Here is a 20,614-nt window from a genome sequence, read left to right on the forward strand (position 1 = left end):
TCGGCTCGGGGCACCGATGAAACGGGGCGGTGCGCAGGGTGTTACCCCTCCGAGGCATGGATGCCGAGGCGGAGCCCCCATGGATGGGTTCACGGCGTGGTAACGCCCTGCGTATCGCTCCCGCTTCTATGGAGGGGCAGGGAACTGTACTTCACCCCTGCATCTTCGTGCCCGCCAACTTCAAGCTGAATTTATTTACTAATTTTTGCCTTCTGCGAACAGGGCATCTAGTTTTTGCTCGTATTCGTGGTAGCCAAGATAATCGTATAGCTCCATACGTGTTTGCATGCTGTCCACAACGGCTTTTTGATCGCCATTTTCAAGTATAGATTTGTACACCATTTCTGCTGCTTTATTCATCGCACGGAACGCACTTAGTGGGTAAAGCACCATGTCGGCACCCCATTCACCAAGCTCTTCTTTGTTCCATAGTTCGGTTTTGCCGAACTCAGTGATATTGGCAAGGATCGGAACGTCTAACGCTTCAGCAAATGCACGGTAGTGCTCTTCGGTTTGTATTGCTTCGGCAAAAATACCGTCTGCGCCCGCTGCAACGTAGGCTTTAGCTCGTTCAATAGCTTTCTCTAATCCTTCCTGAGCAAACGCGTCGGTGCGCGCCATAATGAAAAAGTCTGGGTCAGTTCTGGCATCTACTGCTGCTTTAATGCGATCGACCATTTCTTCAGTGCTTACAATTTCTTTGTTAGGGCGGTGGCCACAGCGCTTTTGTGCAACCTGGTCTTCCATGTGCACAGCCGCCGCACCGGCTTTTTCCATGTCACGAATGGTTTTGGCAATGTTAAATGCACCACCCCAACCCGTGTCGATGTCTACCATTAGCGGAAGGTCACATGCGCTGGTGATTCTCTGAACGTCTGCAATCACATCATTAAGTGACGTCATGCCTAAGTCCGGTAGGCCGTAAGACGCATTCGCTACGCCGCCACCTGAAAGGTAAATGGCTTGGTGCCCAATGGTCTTTGCCATCATGGCAGTATAGGCGTTAATGGTGCCGACAATTTGTAGCGGTTTGTTGTTCTCTAATGCGGTTCTGAATTTCTTTCCTGCACTCATGATAATCACTCGCTTATTTGAAAGTAGGGTAGAGGTGAATTAGGTGTGAAGAAGACTGAGTGGTGTTAACCATGATTAAGCTTCTTCTCAATATTATTTTTTGAATAAAGAATATGGCGACGCATTAGCATTTCAGCCAGTTCCTCGTCGCGATTGGCAATAGCGTTAACGATGTGTCTGTGTTCATCAAACGCAGTGCTTACACGAGGGCCAGCCATACCGAGCTGTACGCGATACATACGAACAAGATGGTAAAGCCCGTCTACAAGTACGCTGATGAGATGATCGTTTTTACTGCCGGTTACAATTCTGTAGTGAAAGTCTACATCGCCGGCTTCTTGATAATAGCTTTGACCGTCTTTAACTTTATCGAAGTGGCTATCAAGCAACGCCTGCATGTCGGCAATTTCTTCGTCAGTCATATACCTGGCGGCTAATCGCGCGGCCATACCTTCTAACGCTTCGCGCACTTGATATAGCTGAATTAGACCTTCGGGAGACAGGGCCACTGCGCGTGCACCCACGTTAGCTTTACGTTCCACCAAGTGACAAGTAGCGAGACGATTGATGGCTTCACGAATAACGGCGCGACTGACTTCATACTTTGTCGACAATTCCATTTCACTCAGCTTACTGCCTGCTGGAATGATGCCCTCAACAATATCCTTCCTTAACTGAAAGAAAGTACGGTCGGCGTTGGTTATGGCTTGTTCGCTTTTTGCTAACACTGTATAGAATCTTAAAATGACTAATGTCGACAATATATGCCCATTTTGGCGTTTTTTCAACCTTAAAAGGTTAGGATTGTCGACAACGAGAGTAAGATATTAGTCTGATAGTCTTGTTTAGCGGCCTGTGTTGACAACTGTGCAATGGTGTAACGCCATATGCAAACAGAGCCATGCGTCAATTTACGCCCATTAGGCGAACCTTGCGCAATCATATTGATAGCTACTGCCTAAACGGAGGAGGTAAATTGGTAACGATAGTTACATGCAGAGGCTCTGAGCTAAAGAATGATTCAAGTAAGTGGTGATTTGTTTAAAGTTTGTCCATTTGGTCTAGGTGTTCTTTACTTTATTCGGTTAGGTGTTGTGAAGAGATAGAGTAAATTATCTTTATGATATCTAATTGATTTTATGAAACTTATAAACAATTTTTGTTTGATGCTTAACCTAACCAATTAGTCTAATTTTGAAGTCTTATTTTAGTGAAAGTGTAATATTTTACTTTGCAAGATCGTAATCTAACGGTAACATATCGTTCCAGTCTTCAAGCCTAAATTCTTCTACTGAATTTTAGAGGGCTGGAAAAGTAAGTTCTACTTTTAAAGCAGAGTTTCATTGAAAGTAAGTTTGTAATGTTTTATTGCGACTTACTTTTTTATTGCCTGTAATCCAGTATAAGCACAAGGTTATGTGCGCCTCTTAAATTAGTGAGTTTAGTCTTTCAAAGTTCCAAAGAAGAACTTGAAGCGGCCTAAAAATATTATTACACCTAACACTCACGCAAAGGGGTTATACCATGAAAACCAATACTGACGTGTCTAAGGCACTCGCCAGTAAGCTTTCACCTGTCGCACTAGCAGTAGCGATGACCGTTCCAGCAATTTCAAATATTGCCGTTGCCCAAGAAGCAGAAGCAACTGAAGAGCAACAATTTGAAGCCATTACCGTTACCGCAACAAAACGCCCTCAAGTTATCTATGAAGTTCCAATTGCTATTAGCGCCTTCGATGGCGACAAGTTAGCTGACCAAGGTATTACTGACCTGACTGACGTTGGTAAATTCGTTCCAAACCTAAATGTTACTGGTTTCTCTGCCGGCCACACATCGTCTGTAAACCCATTTATTCGTGGTATTGGTCTTCAAGATCACCTAATCACAACCGATCCGGGTGTGAGTGTTTATGTAGACGGTGTTTATCTGGGCCGTCAGGTTGGTCAAAACTGGAGCCTAAATAATATTGAGCGTATTGAGGTACTTCGTGGCCCTCAAGGTACGCTATATGGTCGTAACTCGATTGGTGGTGCAATTAACATCATCACAAAAGAGCCAGACCAAGGTGATGTAACCAAAATCAACACTGAATTTGGTACACGTGGTCGCGTTAAAGCTGATCTTTTTGTTAACCACGGTCTTTCAGAAACCGTAGCGTTTAACATGAACCTGTCATTTAACAAGCGCGATGGTCTTGGTGAGTTCATCAACGTGCCTAACGCCGAGTACGATGTTGGTGAGACTGAAGATGTTTCTGGCCGCGTTTCTCTTAAGTGGGAGCCATCAAATGACTTCCGCATGGTATTAACTGCAGATGCTAACAATGGTGACGGCGGTCTGCGTCCTTACACTGTGCTAATTGATGAAGTGGGTTCAGATCGCTACTTCGGTGGTCAGAATGGTGTTGGCGTACCGTTACGAAACACAGATGTGACACCTGAAGGCGCTGATATCTACGACAATGCAACAGGTACTGAAGCAGTAACTGGCGTGTCGAACGAAGCGCGTGGTCTTTCACTCACTACGGAGTGGGACATTAACGAAGACTACACTGCAAAGGTTGTTGCAAGCCAGCGTACATCTAAGTACAAAGCAGGTCTTGATGATGACGGTACAATTTACTCGTTGGATCAGTTCCCTGAGCGTGGCGAAGCCGATCAAACATCAATCGAACTTCAGCTTAACGGCTATATCAACGAATACACTGACTTTGTTGCTGGTGTTTACTACTTCAATGAAGAAGGTAGCAACCGTCAAGGTGATGACTCTAGTTTTGACGGTGGGGCTAACCTGCTAGAGCTCGATCAAGAAACCACTTCAAAAGCGGTTTACGTTAACGTTCGCCGTGACTTAACTGATGAGCTTAGCCTTTCTGGTGGCCTTCGTTACACGAAAGATGAAAAAGAAGCATCAGCGAACGTATTTTCAGCACTTGGTACTATCTATGATTCAAATGATTGGGACGAAGTGACGTGGGAACTCGCCACTAACTACACATTTGAAAATGGCATGACAGGCTATGCGACAATTCAGTCTGGCTACCAGTCGGGTCAATTCCCAGCACGTCCTTACTGCCTAATTGGTGAGTTCTTCGGTGCAGGTGGCTTTGATGATATCGAAGGCGCTCAAGCGGCGGTTCGCGCAAATAACTGTTTTACGGCGTCTGACAATATTACTGCTACTAACTATGAAGTAGGTATTAAAGGTCGTGTGAATGATTACTTCGACATTAGCGTTGCAGTATTTAACACTGAGTTTGAAGATCTTCCTTACCAAGTAAGTCGCGTGAGCGAAGGTGGCTTCGACACCGCAAACCTTGTGGTAGAGCAAACATCTCGTGGTGTTGAAGCTGATGCTACGTTTACCTATGGCAACTTCAGCATGATGACCAGCGTTGGTTATATGGATGTTGATGTTGAAGAGCAAGATGGATTCAATCCTGTAGCGCCACTTACTCCAGACCTAACCCTTGCAATTGGTCCGCAGTATACCTTTGAGCTTGATGGTGGTGATTCAATTCGCGTACGTGCAGATTACTCATATCGTGCAGAAATGTATGGTGAGCCTACTTCAGCACCTGAGCGTATGACTAAACTTGATAGCCGTGAGCTTGTTAACTTCGACATCGCTTATACGCCAGCGAATGATGCGTATACTGTTGCACTTTACGGTCGCAATATTTTTGATGAGCGTTACGACAATGCACGCTTGAATACAGGTGACTACATCCTGCAAATTCTAAGCAACGACGCAAGCGAGTTTGGTGTTAGATTCTCAACTGAATTCTAATAGCTACAACGAGTTACAATTATAAAGCCAGTCTAAAGACTGGCTTTTTTTTGCTTATTTTTTCTTGTTTTATCTTCATTATTAGCATAGTTTTAAAACTGTTCTAAAAATGCCCAGCAACTATTTATGAAAGTGAAAGCACTTTACGGTATTGGTTTTCTTGTTGTTAATATGCTTTTGTCAGGGTGTACCTACACGGTGTATTTACCCGACGATGAAGATATAAACGCGAAGAAAAACGGCAAGGTTGTAGTTGCTAAACCTGAATTTGGTAACCAATGTCGTTATAGCGGAAACGGTGAGTATGGCGCGTGCCCAACGTCAAATAGTGAAATGGTTGGAACATCGTGTTCTTGTCCAACACCTTCAGGGCAGATTATGGGAACGGTGTCGAAATAGAAGACGTGCTTTTGTAGTAAGTAGGGCCTTTCAATCATACGGAGATGGAGCGTGGGATTGTTTACCAGTTTTAAAAAATCGCGGTTAGAAAAAAAGTTTAAGAAAAACGAATGGGTAATCATTCAACCTATTCCGTTCGCTCAATTTGAACAACTTATCGTAGACCATGTAGACGGAGGTTGGGAAATAGAAGATGACTACGAACGGCTCGCTGAAACGACCGCTAAGTGGCAGTGTGAATTACGCAAAGGTACGAGTATTTTAACCTGCGTATGGACCGCTAAACAGCAAGGTATCGTATACGGTCCCGAACGCGTGCTTACCGGTTTGTCTGAAAAGCTAAATATACCGACGTCTACAGCAATTGCTACGACGTGGTTTTAAGCCTTTATTATAGCCAACCTTTTTGTTTAGCTATGCGAGCAGCATCTACGCGGTTGGTCGCATCGAGCTTTGAAATAGCCTCAGAGAGGTAGTTTCTTACCGTACCTTCAGATAAAAACAGTGATTGAGCAATGCCTTGGGTTTTAAGCCCTTCTGAAGCAAGTTTTAGTGCGGACATTTCTTTTTGCGACAGTGGATTGTTGTCGTCAAGAGCCATGATGGCGAGCTCAGTCGAAATTACCTTTTCTCCCGCAGAGACTTTGTGAATGGCATCTATCAGGTAGTCGCTGTCAGACTCTTTCAATATAAAACCCTTAACCCCTAAACTTAATGCACGCTTGATGTAGCCTGGTTTAGAAAAGGTAGTCATTAATACCACCTTGGTATTGAGATTTTGCTTTGCAATGTGGGCGGCTAGATCTAGCCCTGAAACCAGCGGCATTTCAATATCGCTCAAAATAATGTGTGGTGCAGGGTTATCATTTAAATAATCAATGGCTTCCTTTCCATTACTGCACTTTTCAACAATGGTTAAGTCGTCTTCTAATGACAGAAGCATGGCAATGGCATCGCGAACCAGCGACTGATCTTCAACAATCAAAATGGTAGTTGGCGCTTTTGAGTTCATAGGGAAGCCTTATGTGACAAAGATTGCTCGGCAGTAAGCTGAACCCTGACAATAGGGTGGGGAAGGAAAGAAATGTCCACATCCGCATGAATAGACGCCGCGCGTTCTCTAATTCCCATTAATCCGTTTCCTTCTTTAATTGATGCGGTGTTCTCAACTACGCCATGATCTTTATAGGTCATTTTCACGGTTTGCTCATTAACTTCAAGATCAAGGGATACCGCGTTACCGTTTGAATAGCGTAAGGTATTGGTTGTCAGCTCTTTGATAATAAGCGCAAGCTGGCTTTCTTGTTTAGCGCTTAAACGTGCTTCAGCGCCGCCTTCAATATCGGTTGTAACATTAAAGCCGTTTTCTTCTAACAGTGATTTGTCTTTTGCTATTTCATCGCTAAGAGAAAGCTGCTTGATATCTGACACTGCTTGACGAATATCACTCAGTAGCGCTTGAGAAAGCTGTGCCAGCGCTTTCACCTCGCGATGCGCGTCTTCAATCTTATCTTTGCTTATGAGTTTATCGGCCAGTTGTGCCTTTAACGAAATAGAGCTGAGTGCGTGACCCGCAACATCATGTAAGTCTCTGCCTATTCGCTCACGTTCAGCGATCGCAGACAATACTCGTAGTGCTTCGGCTTGCTGGCTCTCTTTCAGACTATGGAGCGTTTCTTTGCGCTCCATAACACCAAACCCGAATAGCACTAAGCTGTTGAGCAACGAAGCACTTAAAAGAAAATGTGCGTTATTAAATACGGTAATGTGCAGTGACACGAGTACCAGCATCATCACGCCTATGCTCATTATGCCTGTCTTGAGCGAATTGTAATAACCTACGATAAAAGCAATAAAGCCGATAATGGTTGCGCCACCAGGGTTTTGAAAGCTGCATGCTACCGAAAGTAGAAACATGAGTAGCAAATAAGTGGGCAGTGTTTTAACAGGCTGGTTTATGGCTTTAATGTAAAGAATGACAAAGCTAAGGTATCCCAGGGTTTGAAGTACCCATGTTTCGATGGGAAGAGGACGGGAAATAATGAGTGGAACAAAGAAGAACAGTGAAAAAAACAAGCTTCCGTGAGACCAGCGCTTTTTCCGTCCACTTGCCAAAAGGGGCATGTCAGGCGCGGTGCTCTCGTTTTTGACGGCAGGCACCGCGCTGTAACTATCTTGTATGCTTTTATTGCTGAGCATTGTGAGTACTTCGTCCCTACTGAAATACAACGGCAGACTTGCTAGTAATTAGCAGCGTACCAGAGATAATCAACATAATACCCAGCACGGCATAAATGTCGAAAGTTTGTTTCCAAAATACCACCGAAGCAGCAGTGATAAGTGCGATTCCCATACCCGACCAAATGGCGTAGGCGACCCCAATTCCCATATTCTTTAAGACCATGGCAAACAGCATCCCAGATATCGCGTAGAAAAAGATAGCGCCGTACCCAAAAGCCCACTTCTCCCATCCGTTCGACATTTTAAGCAGCATGGTAGCGGTAACTTCGGTGATAACTGCAACTGCTAAAAGTAAATAAGTCATAATGCATTCCTTCTTAGTTAAAGTGAAATTAGTTAGATTTGATTGATTGAAAACGGCGTTCAAGGGTGATTAATGACACAATGTAGACAGCGACAATCACAGCCGATATTGCCTCTACCCGTGCATCGGGAAACAAGTACCAGGCGGCGACAATGCCGAAGGTTCTGGTTAGCGTGTGAAAGTAGCCTATCCAGTGTTCGATAGCCCATGATAAAGGCATCCACATCAGGCCTGCGAGAATGCCAATACTCAATGGAACGGTGGTGTGGTCGATGGCTGCAACGGGAAGCGCAATGGCAAATACCATTAGGCTCATGATCATGCCAACGAAGAAAAGACGATCAAAACTGTTCTTTGCTGCCTTCTTGGCAAAAAATCGCTCGCCGGTGAGGTAGGAGAGACCTGCACCGAGGTAGAAGATGGCACCTGTGCCGATATACAGCAACCAGGTTATGGTTAATTCAGATACAAAAGGAGCGCTGATACCAAGCAGAGCCCAAACAACAGTGCCTGCCAGCGGCATGGCAATGAATCGGTTCTTTTTAAAATCTTCGCGCTGCTGTTCCAACGGGATGGAAGCATTCTGAGCGGGAGTTATTGACGAAGCGTGAGATACTTGTTCCATGAGCTTTACCTGATGTTGTAATGTCTATAGGTAAAGTATGCCGAGGTACCTCAGATTGCGTTAGTCACAAACGTCACCAATCGCGTATGACAATTGTCATCAGTTCACTTAATGAAGCCTATGAACTAAGTCTGTCGTGCTTTTTTCGCTTTTCGTTTGTTTAACACTGAATCACCATCTTCCTTAGACAGCATTAAGCTATCGTAAATGCTGACAAGTGCTACTGCGGCCATAAACATCATAGATAGCGTAAACGTTTGTAGGTTTGGCATATTGGCGCTTTGTCCAAGAATGAATGCTGCAGCAGCGATAGCAAGCGCAGAAAGGGTAATGCCAAGACCGCGGTTCATTTGCATTAAAATGGCGCCTAGCGTGTTTGCGTCTCGCATTTTATTGGGTGGTACGTCGGCAAAAGCAATGGTGTTTATTAACGTTAAGTGCATTGAGCGAGTAATACCGTTAACAAATAAAATAACGGCAATAGTAAATGACGATGTGGAGTGATTTATCATCGCGAGCGCCACAAAACCAAGGGCGATGAGCACGCCGTTTACTACAAGCACGCGTTTGAAGCCGAAGGTATTCATGATCCACGTTGTCGCTGGCTTTATCGCTAAGTTTCCAGCAAACAGCCACAGCAACAGTGAGCCGGCTTCTACAGGTGAGTAACCTAATCCAAGCTGGAGCATGAGTGGCACAAGAAACGGTGCACTGCCAAGTGCGACACGCATAACAGAGCCGCCAAACACAGTAAGCCGGAAGGTTTTGTGTTGCATCGCATCGAAAGAAAATAGTGGGTTCTTGGCCGTTTTTACGTGTTTGACTGCCAATACCATGAGTACTAAGCCAATAGCGATGATGCCAAGTGGTCGAATAAGCTTGTCGCTGGTACTCGCTAAAAACTCGATCCCCGCCATAAATAGCGCAAAGCCGATACCGGTGAGCAAAAAGCCTTTAATATCGAATTTACCTACATTGCCTTTAATGTTTTTAAGGAGATACAGTGACGCGATGATAGCGATTATGCCCAGTGGAATATTCATATAAAAAATCCACTGCCAGCTGAAATGAGTGGCGATGTAACCGCCTAGCACAGGGCCTAGTAGCGGTGCGCTTAACGCAGGCCAGGTTATAATGGCCACGGTTTTTACCAGCTTTTCCTTTGGCAAGTCCCGCAGAACTACTAATCTTCCCACGGGAACCATCATTGCCCCGCCTAAACCTTGAAGAATTCGAGATAAGGTAAATTCGAATAAGCTGGTACTCAGACCACAAAGCACCGAGGCAAAAGTAAATACGGCAATCGCTGCTACAAATATAGTGCGAGCGCCAAATTTATCGGCGGCGTAACCACTTAATGGAATAAAAAGTGTTACGGCTACTAAGTATGCCGATACTCCAATAGATAGGTGGGCTGCCGGCACATTGAAGTCGGCAGCAATGACAGGTAACGCCGTGGTGATAACCGTGGCGTCTAAAATTTCCATAAAGAGTGCCCCTGCAACCAAAAGGGCAGTGGCGAACTCTCTATTGAACAATTTCAAAGGCTCTAACTACGCGCGCGACACCCGTAATATTGCGAGCAATATCTACAGCGGCTGTGGCTTCTAAATTGGTTAACCGACCCATCAGGAATACTTCTGAATCTTGAACCACTACCTTAACTTGTAGAGCAGGCACTCGTTCGTCTGCCACAATTTTAGTACGCACTTTTGACGCTAACCACAGGTCGTTGGCTTGTGTGCCTGCACCTATCGCCTCGCCAATTCTAATTTGGTTGTGAATTTTTTTGATATAGCTTACTTCTTGGGCGCGGCGCACAGCTTCGTCAACTAAGCCTTGGTTTGGCGCTTGCCCGGTTAGCAAAGCTACACCGTTATAAACATCCACTTGAAGGTTAGCTTGCTCTTTAAGCGCATCGCTTTTCGACCATTGATACGACACCGCAGCATCGGCATTTTGGTCATCAAGCTGCGTGCCCACAGTACGTCTGTCATTAGCCACTTTCGCAGCCATCGCGCCTGCAGCTCCAACGGCCACTACACACCCTTGTAATGTAAGAATTAGGGCTAATAAAGAACCCAGTAGTCCCAAATTTTTCACTTGTGTCCTCGTTATCTGTTTTACTACTCGTCGCCGTGATTGGCAGGGAATAAGCTGTCGTCAATGCATTCACATAAATTGTGAATTACCAGTAAATGAACTTCTTGAATACGCGAAGTGCGGTTTGACGGTACGCGAATTTCTACATCATGTTCACTTAAAAAGCCCGCCATTTCACCGCCGTCTTTGCCAGTAAGCGCGACAATGGTCATATCGCGAGATAATGCCGCTTCCATCGCTGCTATGACGTTACGAGAGTTACCACTGGTTGAAATAGCCAACAGTATATCTCCGGGTTGGCCGAGCGCCCGTACTTGCTTCGCAAAGATTTCTTCGAAGTTATAGTCGTTTGCAATCGACGTTAGGGTAGAGGTGTCTGTGCTTAGCGCGATTGCCGGTAAGCTGGGGCGATCGCGTTCATACCGGTTGAGCATATTAGAAGCAAAATGCTGCGCATCACCTGCAGACCCGCCATTACCGCAGCTTAGTACTTTATTACCTCTAATTAAGGCTTCCACTATCATGTACGCCGCTTTCTCAATATGCTCTGGCAATATTTCCGATGCCGCTATTTTGGTTTGTATGCTCTCGGTAAAATTCGCTTTTATCTGTTCAATCATGTGTCATCTCTTTGTTTTCACCAAATGGCAGACCATTTAGTGAAATTTTTTGCGCTGCATTACAGCGCCTTGATTTTTGTAATGGCCAGTATCTGAAAGTCAGAGGTTTAAACTGTGGCCTCAGCGCGAGAGAAAAACGGCCTAACGTTTATCGCTCGCGATAATCAACTCGCATTTACTATTGAAGCGTGCGAAAAAACTCAACCAGGTTTCTAGCTTCATCTTCAACCTTAAAATTTTTCACAACGTGTTCGCGTCCGGCTTTGCCCATTTCTGCGAGTTTGTCCATATCCGAAAGCAGCAAATCCATCTTTTCTGTGACAGCTTGCTGGTCTTTGGTAGGAACAATATACCCATCAACGCCTGGCCTGATGATGTCTTCCCATGCGCCCGCCTGAGTAGCTAATACCGCAGCCCCAGCACTCATGGCTTCAGGTACAGTTAATCCAAACCCTTCGTTATAGCTAAGTGCACTTACTAATGACAGTGCACTGAAGATTCTAGGAATTTGCTCAAACGGCAATTCACCGGTGAAAACAATTCGGTCAGTTAACCCGGCTTTAGAAATTTTTTCTTTAAGCTCGTTTACAAATTCTTGGTTACTCGAGGATATGGCACCTACAACTACTGCGTTCACGTCAGGGTATTTGGGCAATACTTTGATGCATGCTTCAACAAATAGATGAACGCCTTTTTGCTCTCTAACTCTGCCCAGAATGCCAATGCCGTACTTGCCGCCGTAGCCTAATGCTTGCCAAGCTTCTTGCTTGTTTTCTGCTGGCGTGTAGTTGTCTATTTGCACACCGTGGAGATTTATCTTGGCGGGGGGCTTATTTAAATATTTTGCAGAGCGATTACTCATTGCAATAACCGCATCCATTTTATTGCTTAACCACACCGTAGAAGCCGAACGCTTTCGCTGAGCGGCAGAGCTAAATACAAGCTTTATTTTGGCGCGAAACACGTATTTGAGGATCACACCCTGAATCATCTCGTCAACGCGACGTGCATGAAAAATTCGCCACTTACCATTACTAAGCGGGCGTCGACACATTTTTGCGACCTCCCAAAAAGTAATAGTCATTGATGGGTCTGGAACAAAATGCTTGCCCATTATCCGCAAATTAATCATATGCTTCTGTAGCGATGTTACTTGCAGCATCGTAGACGTTACGCCAGAAAAATTAGAGCTGGAGTTGCCGACTATTAGCTCTATTTCTTGGTTATCAACGCTGCTGGACGAAACCTTGTTGTTGGGATGACTCATTATTTGTGGGAACCTAAGAAACTTTCATCAAACCGATGAAGGGTTGCAAATCATAAGATAAAACAAACGGAATACGTCTGACATAAAGACATTTTCATCAATATCGGCCGCGCTCATCGTTGGCGTACGCTTCCAGTCCTCTTTGGGGAACATCAGTTTAAAAGCTGGATATTGTCAGTCTTTAGCCCACGTTCTTCAACCACTGAAGGTTGTCTCCGTCTATGGCAACAACGTCTATTCGCAGAGAAGTAGACGCTGGATTTAAGCCATTATCTAACAAATAGAAATCAAACGCAGCCTGAATTCGCTGGAGCTTTTTGGCAGTCACAAACTCTAGAGCACTGCCAAACTGATTTCGTCTTCGGTATTTAACTTCAACGCACACTATGGTGCTGCCGTCTTGCATTACAATGTCGAGCTCGCCACGCCGAGTGTGGTAATTTCGACATCGAAGAGTAAGGCCTTGTTCCATCAGATATTTACAGGCCTTGTCTTCTGCTGCACTCCCTTGCAGTGTTGACATAATTTCACTCCGAAAGCATTTGAACTTTTTCGTTACGAATAATTGCCTGAGGCTGTTTGCGTATTACTTCACCTTGTTGATTAAGGGAAAGTGTACCCGTTAACCCTTCGTGTGAAAGATATTTTAGCGTGTTCAGCATGCCTAGCTGAGGCAACAACTGATAGGCATCAAAACCGAACGCAAATAAACGTTTTTGCATAGTATTTTGATTTTGCCAAGCCTGTTCAACCTCCTGCTGAAGAGGTTGCCAACTATGTGAAGGCATTAACCAAGGCATGTCGATAAAGTGCACATTCTGCAGGTCACGCCATTGGTTTTTCCCGCTGTCGTAATCCATTGAACGAGAGGTGGCATACACGGGGACTTGTTTGCCATCGTATGGGTTTAAGCTCGCTTCGATAATGGGGTTAAGCAGTTCTGTGTCTTGAGGTGAGGCAAATGCAACAATGGCATCAATATCACGCCTACTGCGAGGCATGTTGTACACTTCATCATTTGTCATGTACTCAATTTGATTGATACGCTCGTTGCTTTGCGCCACATCTAGCGCCTGTGTAATTCCCTCTCGAAGTGAATTACTGTCGTTAAACGATACCGACGTTATGTTGGCGCGCTGCTTGTTTTCCTGATTGTTGAGTATTCGCCAGTGCTTTTTAAAGGTGTCGTCCATTCGCTGGTACAGACTGCTTTGTGCGGCAATAACGATAGGCGCACGATATCCTTTATTAAAGATAAATTCAGCAAGCTGCTTTGCTTCATCTTCTGGTGCTAGTCCGTAATAATTCAGCGAGGTAGGCAAGCCTAATGAGTGGAGTTCATTTTGTGTGTCATCACCTGCGAGACCTGTACCAGAGGCAAGAGCATCATCGGCTATCGCCGGATTTGATGATCCTGTTGTCACCCCTTTAGCAGACGCATTGTCTGGCAATTCGTCAGGCCTGTTTAATGCAAGTACGTTCACACCAAGCGGCAAACTGGGAATTAAACGCTCAACAGTGTCTTTTAAAAGAGGGCCAATGATGAACTTGGTATCGCCAATTTCGCTGAGTAAATGCTGTGTATCTACTTCGTTGGTGTCGATAAAACGAAGGCGAGGTAGAAGATGTTCATCTTGGCGCTTTTCAACATCGGTGTAATAGGCCGCCATGATGCCATTTTTAACGACTTGTCCTGTGCGTGCTAACCTGCCAGAAAGTGGTAGTAAAACCGCAATATCGTTGGCGCCAGCATCGGTAAGCTCGGTTGCTTCAATCACGTTTTCAGGCAAAGCGTTTTCTAATACATGACCGCGATAAACCTGCTTAAATTGCTGCAGGCTTTTGGCTAATTTTTCCGGTGACGACGCGTTTTCTTCAGTTAGTTCGCGAAGAGTAATGAAAGGAGATAGGTCGGGATAAGCACTGCCTACTGAATCTAGTGACGATGCAGGAATGGAGGTAATCCACTGCCAAACTTGTTGCACTTTTTCATCGTCAGTAAGATTGGTCTTTAATACGCTATTCGCTGCCGCAGCCAGGTTGCCTTGCTGCGTGAAGAGCTGGGTTTGAAGCTCCGCTTTTTGGAATGCGGTTTCACCTTTACCGGTTACGCCATCCAACATAGCCAGCAATTCTTCTGCCGAGGCATCAGGCATTCCCGCATAGGCTTTGGTTACCAGAAGGGAGTAATAAGATTGATTTACCCCTGAAATACCGTCTTCTTTTACCTCATATAGCACTTGCTGAGCCAAAACGGGCTGTTGATTTTGAAGGTACAGGTCAGCCGCTTGCAGCAACAGCGTATCGCGCTGTTCTTTGTTGCGGGTGCGCTCCCATACTTTTTTTGCTTCAAGGAGTTTGTGCTCAGGTGTGACGTTATCTTCAACCTGTGTGGTTTCAATTGGGGTAGGTTCCACTACCACAGGCTTTGACTGGGTTTTAGGTGTACTTCCACAGCCCGTTAGCACCAATACAGAAGCGACGGCTGATAGCGTAAAGATTTTTCCAGCTTGTCCAATATGACGCACAGTTTCATTCCTTTTACATCGTTATAAGCCAAGTTTATCTTAACCAGTGTGAAAATCTACGCTTGCCAGCATAATCTGGACTAATGGCGTGATACACTTATCGCATATTCTTCAAAATTAACGTAAGACTTAATCACTGTTATGACAGACACCGCCACCTTATATATTGTTCCAACACCTATTGGTAATTTAGACGACATAAGTGCCAGAGCAATACGCGTATTAAGTGAAGTAAGCTGGATCGCTGCCGAGGACACCCGTCACAGCGCTCGACTCTTACAGCACTTTAGCATTGGAACGAAAACTCTTTCTCTGCATGAGCATAACGAAGGTAAGCGCACAGCAATGCTTTGTGAGCGTTTAAAGGGCGGCGAGTCGGTAGCATTAATAAGTGATGCTGGAACGCCGTTAATCAGCGACCCGGGCTTTGTTTTGGTACGCAAGTGCCGTGAGCAAGGTATTCCGGTTAGCGCTCTGCCGGGCCCATGTGCTGCAATTACAGCATTAAGTGCTTCGGGACTGCCAACAGACAAGTTTATATTTGAAGGATTCCTACCGGTTAAAGTGCAGGCACGTGAAAGCGTGTTGTCAGCGCTAATAGATAGAACGTTCACCACTGTTTACTATGAAGCGCCACGTCGAATTTTAGACACCGTTACTGATATACAGCGCGTTCTAGGCGATCGCCAGATTGTGGTAGCGAAAGAGCTATCCAAAACCTTCGAAACCTACGTGAGTGGCAGCGCGCAAGATGTAATTGATTATCTCAATGCGGATGTTGCGCACCAGAAAGGCGAATTCGTCGTCATGATTGGCCCTGCGAAGGTAAGTGACCAGGCGATACCCAGTGAGGCAATGTCGTTGCTAAGTGTTTTGTGTGAGCACATGCCGCTTAAAAAGGCCGCGGCGGTGGTCGCCACTCACTATGACTTGAAAAAGAATGCGCTTTATCAAGCTGGGCTAGACGCAAAAGCGTAAACACGTTGTTGATCTTAAGGGCCTTGGAATAAATACAAAGGAGTGTAATTCACGTCAACTGCCCAGTTCAAAAAGGACTGAGGTTTATGGAGGCTCATATGACAAAAACACTCAAAATCACCATGTCAGAAGGAAAATGGTTAGTTGATATATTTTCTCAAGCTAACGACTCAGGTGTTTACGACTTAATCCACCCTAATACCTTTGCGGATGTTTCTCTAAATGAAGGCGAAATGTACGGCTTTCGTTATAGCCTGAATGGAAAAGCGGGAACGTCATTTAAAATTGAGTTAGATGACGAAGTACTGGCTGAAGGTGAGATAGACAAATCTGAGGCGGCGTCGGGAAGTGGAGTTGTATAGTCACTAGAACAGTGTTTAGCGATTATTCTGCACACTTTTATTGTATACTCGCCTGTTTTAGAAGCTCTCTTTAGGATTGAAGTATGCGCCAAACCCTTTCTGTTATTGTTATTACCAAAAACGAAGAAGACCGCATAGCCCGTTGTTTGAAGTCTATCGAAAAAATAGCAGATGAGATTGTTGTTCTTGATAGTGGTAGCACAGATAAAACGGTAGAAATTGTTCACCAATTTACAGACAAAGTGTTTGTTACTGATTGGCAGGGCTTTGGTGTTCAAAAGCAACGTGCTCTGGATAAAGCAACGTGCGATTGGGTGTTATCTCTCGACGCAGATGAAGAAGTGGACGAGCAGCTAGCGTCCACTATCTCAAAACTACTCATGTCCGAGCCCATTCATAACGCTTACAAATTGCGTTGGCGCAATATTTTCCTTGGAAAAGTTACCAGATTTGGAAGGACTGGCAGGGCACCTACAAGGCTTTTTAAAAGAGAAGCGTCACATTTCACCAAAGATATTGTCCATGAAAAAGTGGTACATCAAGGTGAGGCAATTTGTTTGAAAGGTGGCTATCTAAAACATTACTCAGTGCGTGATTTTGAACACTTGCTACATAAAAATCGCGATTACACATGCCTAATGGCGACTAAAAAATTTAAGGCAGGTAAAAAGAGCCATGGGCTTGCGTTGGCATTGTTAAGGTCAATGCTAACCTTTATCCAAATCTATATTTTCCGCTTAGGGATCTTGGATGGAAGTAGAGGATTCCTGTTCGCTGTTTTGTTCGCACAATATCAGTTTAATAAGTACGCAGGCCTTTGGGCGCTAGAACAGACAAAATCGAACTCATAATTTGCATTTACGAACCTAAACAAAAAGCCCGTGACGTCAATGTCACGGGCTTTTTTTATAGAGAATAGCTAACTGATTTTTCGTCTCAAGTTTAAGACAAACGGCCTTTAAAGTCTTCGTAGCTGAATTCGCGAACCAGTTCAAAGTCGCCGTTAGCGCGCAGAATACCGATAGCAGGGTGTTCTACGCCGTTGAAGAAGGTGGTTTTTACCATGGTGTAATGCATCATATCCTCAAACTGTAATCGATCGCCGGTCTTAAGCGGCGCATCGAATGAGTAGGTATCAATGACATCGCCTGCAAGGCACGAATTGCCACCTAGCTTCACATTATATGCTTTTTCATTAGGCATACCCGCGCCCAAAATGGTAGGTCGATAAGGCATTTCCAGTACATCTGGCATGTGTGCAGTGGCAGAAATGTCTAAAATAGCGATATCTCCGTCGTTTTCTACGATATCAACCACCTCGCAAATTAAAGGTCCCGTTTGCCATGCTACCGCAGACCCTGGCTCAAGAATTACGTCTAGATGTGGGTAACGGGCTTTAAAATCTTTTAGTGTTTTTATAAGGTGCTCAACGTCATACCCTTCACGGGTCATCAGGTGCCCACCACCTAGATTTAACCACTTTAATTGGCCAAGCCATTTTCCGAAGCGTTTTTCAATAGCTTCAAGCGTGCGTGCAGTAGCATAGGAGTCACACTCACAAAGGTTGTGACAATGAAAACCTTCAATACCCGATAAGTCTACACCTTCTAGCTCACTAGCGCGTATACCCAGGCGCGAACCTGGCGCAGCTGGGTCGTACAGTGGCGTATCGGCTTCTTGATGCTCTGGATTTATACGAAGGCCTAATGACACATTGGCAAGTGCGTCTTTGTGTGCATGCCACTGGGTCAAACTATTAAAAGACAGGTGATTAACAAGACCCGCCAATTCCTTTGCGTCATTAACCTTGTACGCAGGAGAATATGCGTGAACTTCTTTACCCATCTCTGCAGCAAGTTTCGCTTCCCAAACCGAACTGGCCGTTGCTCCGTGTAAGTACTGTTTGATGATGTCGAAGCAAGACCACATAGAAAAGCCTTTAAGCGCCAAGATAATACGCGCGCCAGATTCGTCTTGAACCCGTTTCATCAGCTCAAGGTTTTTAATTAATTTTGCTTCTTCAAGCACGTAGCAAGGAGAGGGAATATCAGTACGTTGAGTTAAATCGGTCAATGGGATAAAGCTCCAAAAAATAAAACGGCTTTCAACATTTATCAAACGCCTAATGTATTACATTACAGGTCGTAGCTCAAAACTACTCTGTATCCTACATTCCAGTAATCTGATCTAGATTTAAATAGTGGCGTTAATAAAAAAGGGCGCTTGAATTAAGCGCCCTGATGTTTCAATTATTTAGTGAAAGGGCTACCTTCACATTCGAGTACGTGCCATGGCAGACCATGCTCGTTAAGCATATCCATGAATGGGTCTGGATCGAATTGTTCCATGTTCCATACACCTGCTTCTTTCCATGTGCCGTTAAGCATAAGCGCTGCGCCAATCATCGCAGGAACACCTGTGGTGTAAGATACTGCTTGCGCGCCTACCTCTTCGTTACATTTCGCGTGGTCACAGTTGTTATAGATAAAGATAGTTTTTTCTTTGCCGTCTTTAATGCCTGTGATGTAAGTGCCAATGCACGTCATACCGCTATAACCTTCAGCAAGTGAGCCTGGGTTAGGAAGTACTGCTTTCAAGAACTCTAGTGGTACAATCTTCTGGCCTTGGAATTCAACTGGCTCAATGCTAGTCATACCAATACCTTCAAGTACACGCAGGTGGTTAAGGTAAGCATCGCCAAAGGTCATCCAGAAGCGTGCACGCTTAAGGGTAGGGAAGTGCTTAACAATAGACTCTAGCTCTTCGTGGAACATCAGGTAAGATGCGCGAACACCAATGTTTTGATAGTCCAGATCTTCACGTACGCTTAACGGATCGGTTTCTTTCCACTCGCCGTTTTCCCAATAGCGACCGCGTTGGGTAATCTCACGAATGTTGATTTCAGGGTTGAAGTTAGTCGCGAAAGCCTGGCCGTGATCGCCGCCATTACAGTCTACGATATCAAGATAGTGGATTTCGTCGAAGTAATGCTTAGCTGCATATGCTGTGTAAACGTTAGTTACACCTGGATCAAAGCCACTGCCAAGAAGGGCCATAATGCCCGCGTCTTTAAACTTGTCTTGGTAAGCCCACTGCCACGAGTATTCAAACTTCGCTTCGTCTTTAGGCTCGTAATTGGCGGTGTCTAGGTAATCAGTATTAGTTGCAAGACATGCATCCATGATTGGAAGGTCTTGATATGGCAACGCAAGGTTGATTACTAGGTCTGGCTTTACTTCGTTGATAAGTGCTTCCACTTCTTTTGCGTTGTCAGCATCAACAGCGAAAACACCCTTAACGCGATCTGCACCTACTTCTTGCTGTAGCGCTTCACACTTAGATACCGTGCGGCTTGCTAAGTAAATTTCGTCGAAATGTTGCGGTAAACGTGCACATTTTTTCACAGTTACCGACGCAACACCGCCAGCACCAATAATTAAAACGCGAGACATAATAACTAATCCCTAATTTTGCTAATGAATTTTGGGCTGAATGCTAGCAGACCAATGGGATTTGGCAAGCAAAGACAGCCCATGACAGTACAAAAAATTTTAATCGTAACAACGAATGTAAAAGGTATTGCACACCTACTAGCGGCCTACCTTTCCAAGGCCTCATTATTGACCGTTTATGGTCTACGCCGAGATACGTCGTTCAATAGAAGTTTGAGCTGATACGAAAGCAGACACGTTTTTAAAATTACTAACGTGTCTGCAATTCTGCTCGGTTTAAAATATAAAGTCGCTCGAATTTCACCGGGTAACCGTATCAATTGGTGGCGATATGACTACCTTATCATCAACTTTGTAATAAGGGTAAAGAATCAAACGCTCTTCATGATTTGGTGTAGCAGTGGCTATGGCAATGGCGTCGAGGGTTTTACTGTCTTGGGTATTAACCGCCGCAGCATAAACCAATACGCTGTAGCTGTTTGTGTCGGTGGTGGTATCGATAATTCGCCACTGAAGCTGCTCGATAAGCTGTGACTCTCGCTTTTGACCTTGTGTTTCGTCGTTGAAAATACAACCTACTCGGCCGTTTTCATAGATGGCAGCAAAGGGGTAAAACACATCGCATACGGGTAATATAAGCTCACATAAGCTTAGTGACTTCGACACGAGTACGTTTAATGGCGTTGGCAATGTAACTGGACGGTCGATCATAGCGCATCTCCTGTGAGTTAGCGTTGCTGGACACTTGCTAATACCTACGCTTACTACGTCACATTAGTTTAATATTCACCATTGCGATAGCTAAACATTACCATTTCATACTAAAAGATTAAGAGACTAACCTAGGGCCTGTATATGGTCTCCCCCGTTAT

General features: G+C 44.8%; 21 protein-coding genes. 6 read left to right on the plus strand and 15 right to left on the minus strand.

Features of this window, described 5'->3' with window-relative positions; translation table 11 throughout:
• Positions 1 to 198: 198 nt before the first annotated feature.
• Entirely contained in the window at positions 199 to 1,074 is an 876-nt protein-coding gene (prpB, locus tag ACX5KA_RS19825) for a methylisocitrate lyase (RefSeq protein WP_039218892.1), read from the minus strand.
• 65 nt (positions 1,075 to 1,139) lie between these two features.
• A complete protein-coding gene (locus ACX5KA_RS19830; RefSeq protein WP_061486458.1) occupies positions 1,140 to 1,802 on the minus strand; it encodes a GntR family transcriptional regulator in 663 nt (220 codons plus the stop codon).
• Between the two features lie 796 nt (positions 1,803 to 2,598).
• Here ACX5KA_RS19830 and ACX5KA_RS19835 point away from each other — a divergent pair.
• From ACX5KA_RS19835 to ACX5KA_RS19845, 3 genes are all read left to right on the plus strand, one after another.
• Positions 2,599 to 4,863 carry a TonB-dependent receptor gene (locus ACX5KA_RS19835; protein ID WP_014950531.1) on the plus strand — a complete coding sequence of 755 codons (2,265 nt, stop codon included), beginning with the start codon at positions 2,599 to 2,601 and terminating at the stop codon, positions 4,861 to 4,863.
• A 126-nt stretch (positions 4,864 to 4,989) separates the two neighbouring features.
• Positions 4,990 to 5,262, plus strand: coding sequence for a hypothetical protein (locus ACX5KA_RS19840; RefSeq protein ID WP_014950530.1), 273 nt, complete (start codon positions 4,990 to 4,992; stop codon positions 5,260 to 5,262).
• Positions 5,263 to 5,313: 51 nt separating this feature from the next.
• Positions 5,314 to 5,646: a hypothetical protein gene (locus ACX5KA_RS19845; protein WP_014950529.1), complete on the plus strand. Its 333-nt coding sequence runs from the start codon at positions 5,314 to 5,316 to the stop codon at positions 5,644 to 5,646.
• 7 nt (positions 5,647 to 5,653) lie between these two features.
• Here the strand turns inward: ACX5KA_RS19845 and ACX5KA_RS19850 are convergent, their stop codons facing one another.
• From ACX5KA_RS19850 to ACX5KA_RS19895, 10 genes are all read right to left on the minus strand, one after another.
• Positions 5,654 to 6,274, minus strand: coding sequence for a response regulator transcription factor (locus ACX5KA_RS19850; RefSeq protein ID WP_014950528.1), 621 nt, complete (start codon positions 6,272 to 6,274; stop codon positions 5,654 to 5,656).
• Complete coding sequence (locus ACX5KA_RS19855; protein ID WP_014950527.1) at positions 6,271 to 7,461, minus strand: sensor histidine kinase; 1,191 nt, start codon at positions 7,459 to 7,461, stop codon at positions 6,271 to 6,273. The genes ACX5KA_RS19850 and ACX5KA_RS19855 overlap by 4 nt, the downstream gene beginning before the upstream one ends.
• 16 nt (positions 7,462 to 7,477) lie before the next feature.
• Complete coding sequence (locus tag ACX5KA_RS19860; protein WP_014950526.1) at positions 7,478 to 7,807, minus strand: DMT family transporter; 330 nt, start codon at positions 7,805 to 7,807, stop codon at positions 7,478 to 7,480.
• 28 nt (positions 7,808 to 7,835) lie between these two features.
• Positions 7,836 to 8,432, minus strand: a complete 597-nt coding sequence (locus ACX5KA_RS19865; protein ID WP_014950525.1) for a DUF7010 family protein — start codon at positions 8,430 to 8,432, stop codon at positions 7,836 to 7,838.
• Between the two features lie 125 nt (positions 8,433 to 8,557).
• Positions 8,558 to 9,940 carry an MFS transporter gene (locus ACX5KA_RS19870; protein ID WP_331284381.1) on the minus strand — a complete coding sequence of 461 codons (1,383 nt, stop codon included), beginning with the start codon at positions 9,938 to 9,940 and terminating at the stop codon, positions 8,558 to 8,560.
• 19 nt (positions 9,941 to 9,959) lie between these two features.
• Complete coding sequence (locus tag ACX5KA_RS19875) at positions 9,960 to 10,535, minus strand: BON domain-containing protein (protein WP_014950523.1); 576 nt, start codon at positions 10,533 to 10,535, stop codon at positions 9,960 to 9,962.
• Between the two features lie 23 nt (positions 10,536 to 10,558).
• Positions 10,559 to 11,155, minus strand: coding sequence for a phosphoheptose isomerase (locus tag ACX5KA_RS19880; RefSeq protein ID WP_458732027.1), 597 nt, complete (start codon positions 11,153 to 11,155; stop codon positions 10,559 to 10,561).
• 178 nt (positions 11,156 to 11,333) lie between these two features.
• A complete protein-coding gene (locus ACX5KA_RS19885; protein ID WP_014977256.1) occupies positions 11,334 to 12,422 on the minus strand; it encodes a glycosyltransferase family 4 protein in 1,089 nt (362 codons plus the stop codon).
• Positions 12,423 to 12,603: 181 nt separating this feature from the next.
• Positions 12,604 to 12,945 carry a YraN family protein gene (locus tag ACX5KA_RS19890; RefSeq protein WP_014977255.1) on the minus strand — a complete coding sequence of 114 codons (342 nt, stop codon included), beginning with the start codon at positions 12,943 to 12,945 and terminating at the stop codon, positions 12,604 to 12,606.
• 4 nt (positions 12,946 to 12,949) lie between these two features.
• On the minus strand, positions 12,950 to 14,950 hold the full coding sequence (locus ACX5KA_RS19895) for a penicillin-binding protein activator (protein ID WP_458732028.1): 2,001 nt from the start codon (positions 14,948 to 14,950) through the stop codon (positions 12,950 to 12,952).
• A gap of 141 nt (positions 14,951 to 15,091) precedes the next feature.
• Here ACX5KA_RS19895 and rsmI point away from each other — a divergent pair, with 141 nt between their 5' ends.
• From rsmI to ACX5KA_RS19910, 3 genes are all read left to right on the plus strand, one after another.
• Positions 15,092 to 15,928 carry a 16S rRNA (cytidine(1402)-2'-O)-methyltransferase gene (gene rsmI, locus ACX5KA_RS19900; protein ID WP_458732029.1) on the plus strand — a complete coding sequence of 279 codons (837 nt, stop codon included), beginning with the start codon at positions 15,092 to 15,094 and terminating at the stop codon, positions 15,926 to 15,928.
• Positions 15,929 to 16,026: 98 nt separating this feature from the next.
• On the plus strand, positions 16,027 to 16,290 hold the full coding sequence (locus ACX5KA_RS19905) for a hypothetical protein (protein WP_458732030.1): 264 nt from the start codon (positions 16,027 to 16,029) through the stop codon (positions 16,288 to 16,290).
• Between the two features lie 83 nt (positions 16,291 to 16,373).
• Entirely contained in the window at positions 16,374 to 17,141 is a 768-nt protein-coding gene (locus ACX5KA_RS19910; protein WP_458732031.1) for a glycosyltransferase family 2 protein, read from the plus strand.
• A 91-nt stretch (positions 17,142 to 17,232) separates the two neighbouring features.
• On the opposite strand, the gene nspC is transcribed toward ACX5KA_RS19910, so the two are convergent.
• From nspC to ACX5KA_RS19925, 3 genes are all read right to left on the minus strand, one after another.
• On the minus strand, positions 17,233 to 18,363 hold the full coding sequence (nspC, locus tag ACX5KA_RS19915; protein ID WP_458732032.1) for a carboxynorspermidine decarboxylase: 1,131 nt from the start codon (positions 18,361 to 18,363) through the stop codon (positions 17,233 to 17,235).
• Between the two features lie 176 nt (positions 18,364 to 18,539).
• A complete protein-coding gene (locus ACX5KA_RS19920; protein ID WP_014950514.1) occupies positions 18,540 to 19,742 on the minus strand; it encodes a saccharopine dehydrogenase family protein in 1,203 nt (400 codons plus the stop codon).
• A gap of 300 nt (positions 19,743 to 20,042) precedes the next feature.
• Entirely contained in the window at positions 20,043 to 20,453 is a 411-nt protein-coding gene (locus tag ACX5KA_RS19925; RefSeq protein WP_014950513.1) for a hypothetical protein, read from the minus strand.
• Between the last annotated feature and the right edge of the window lie 161 nt (positions 20,454 to 20,614).

Source organism: Alteromonas alvinellae, from assembly GCF_902705805.1.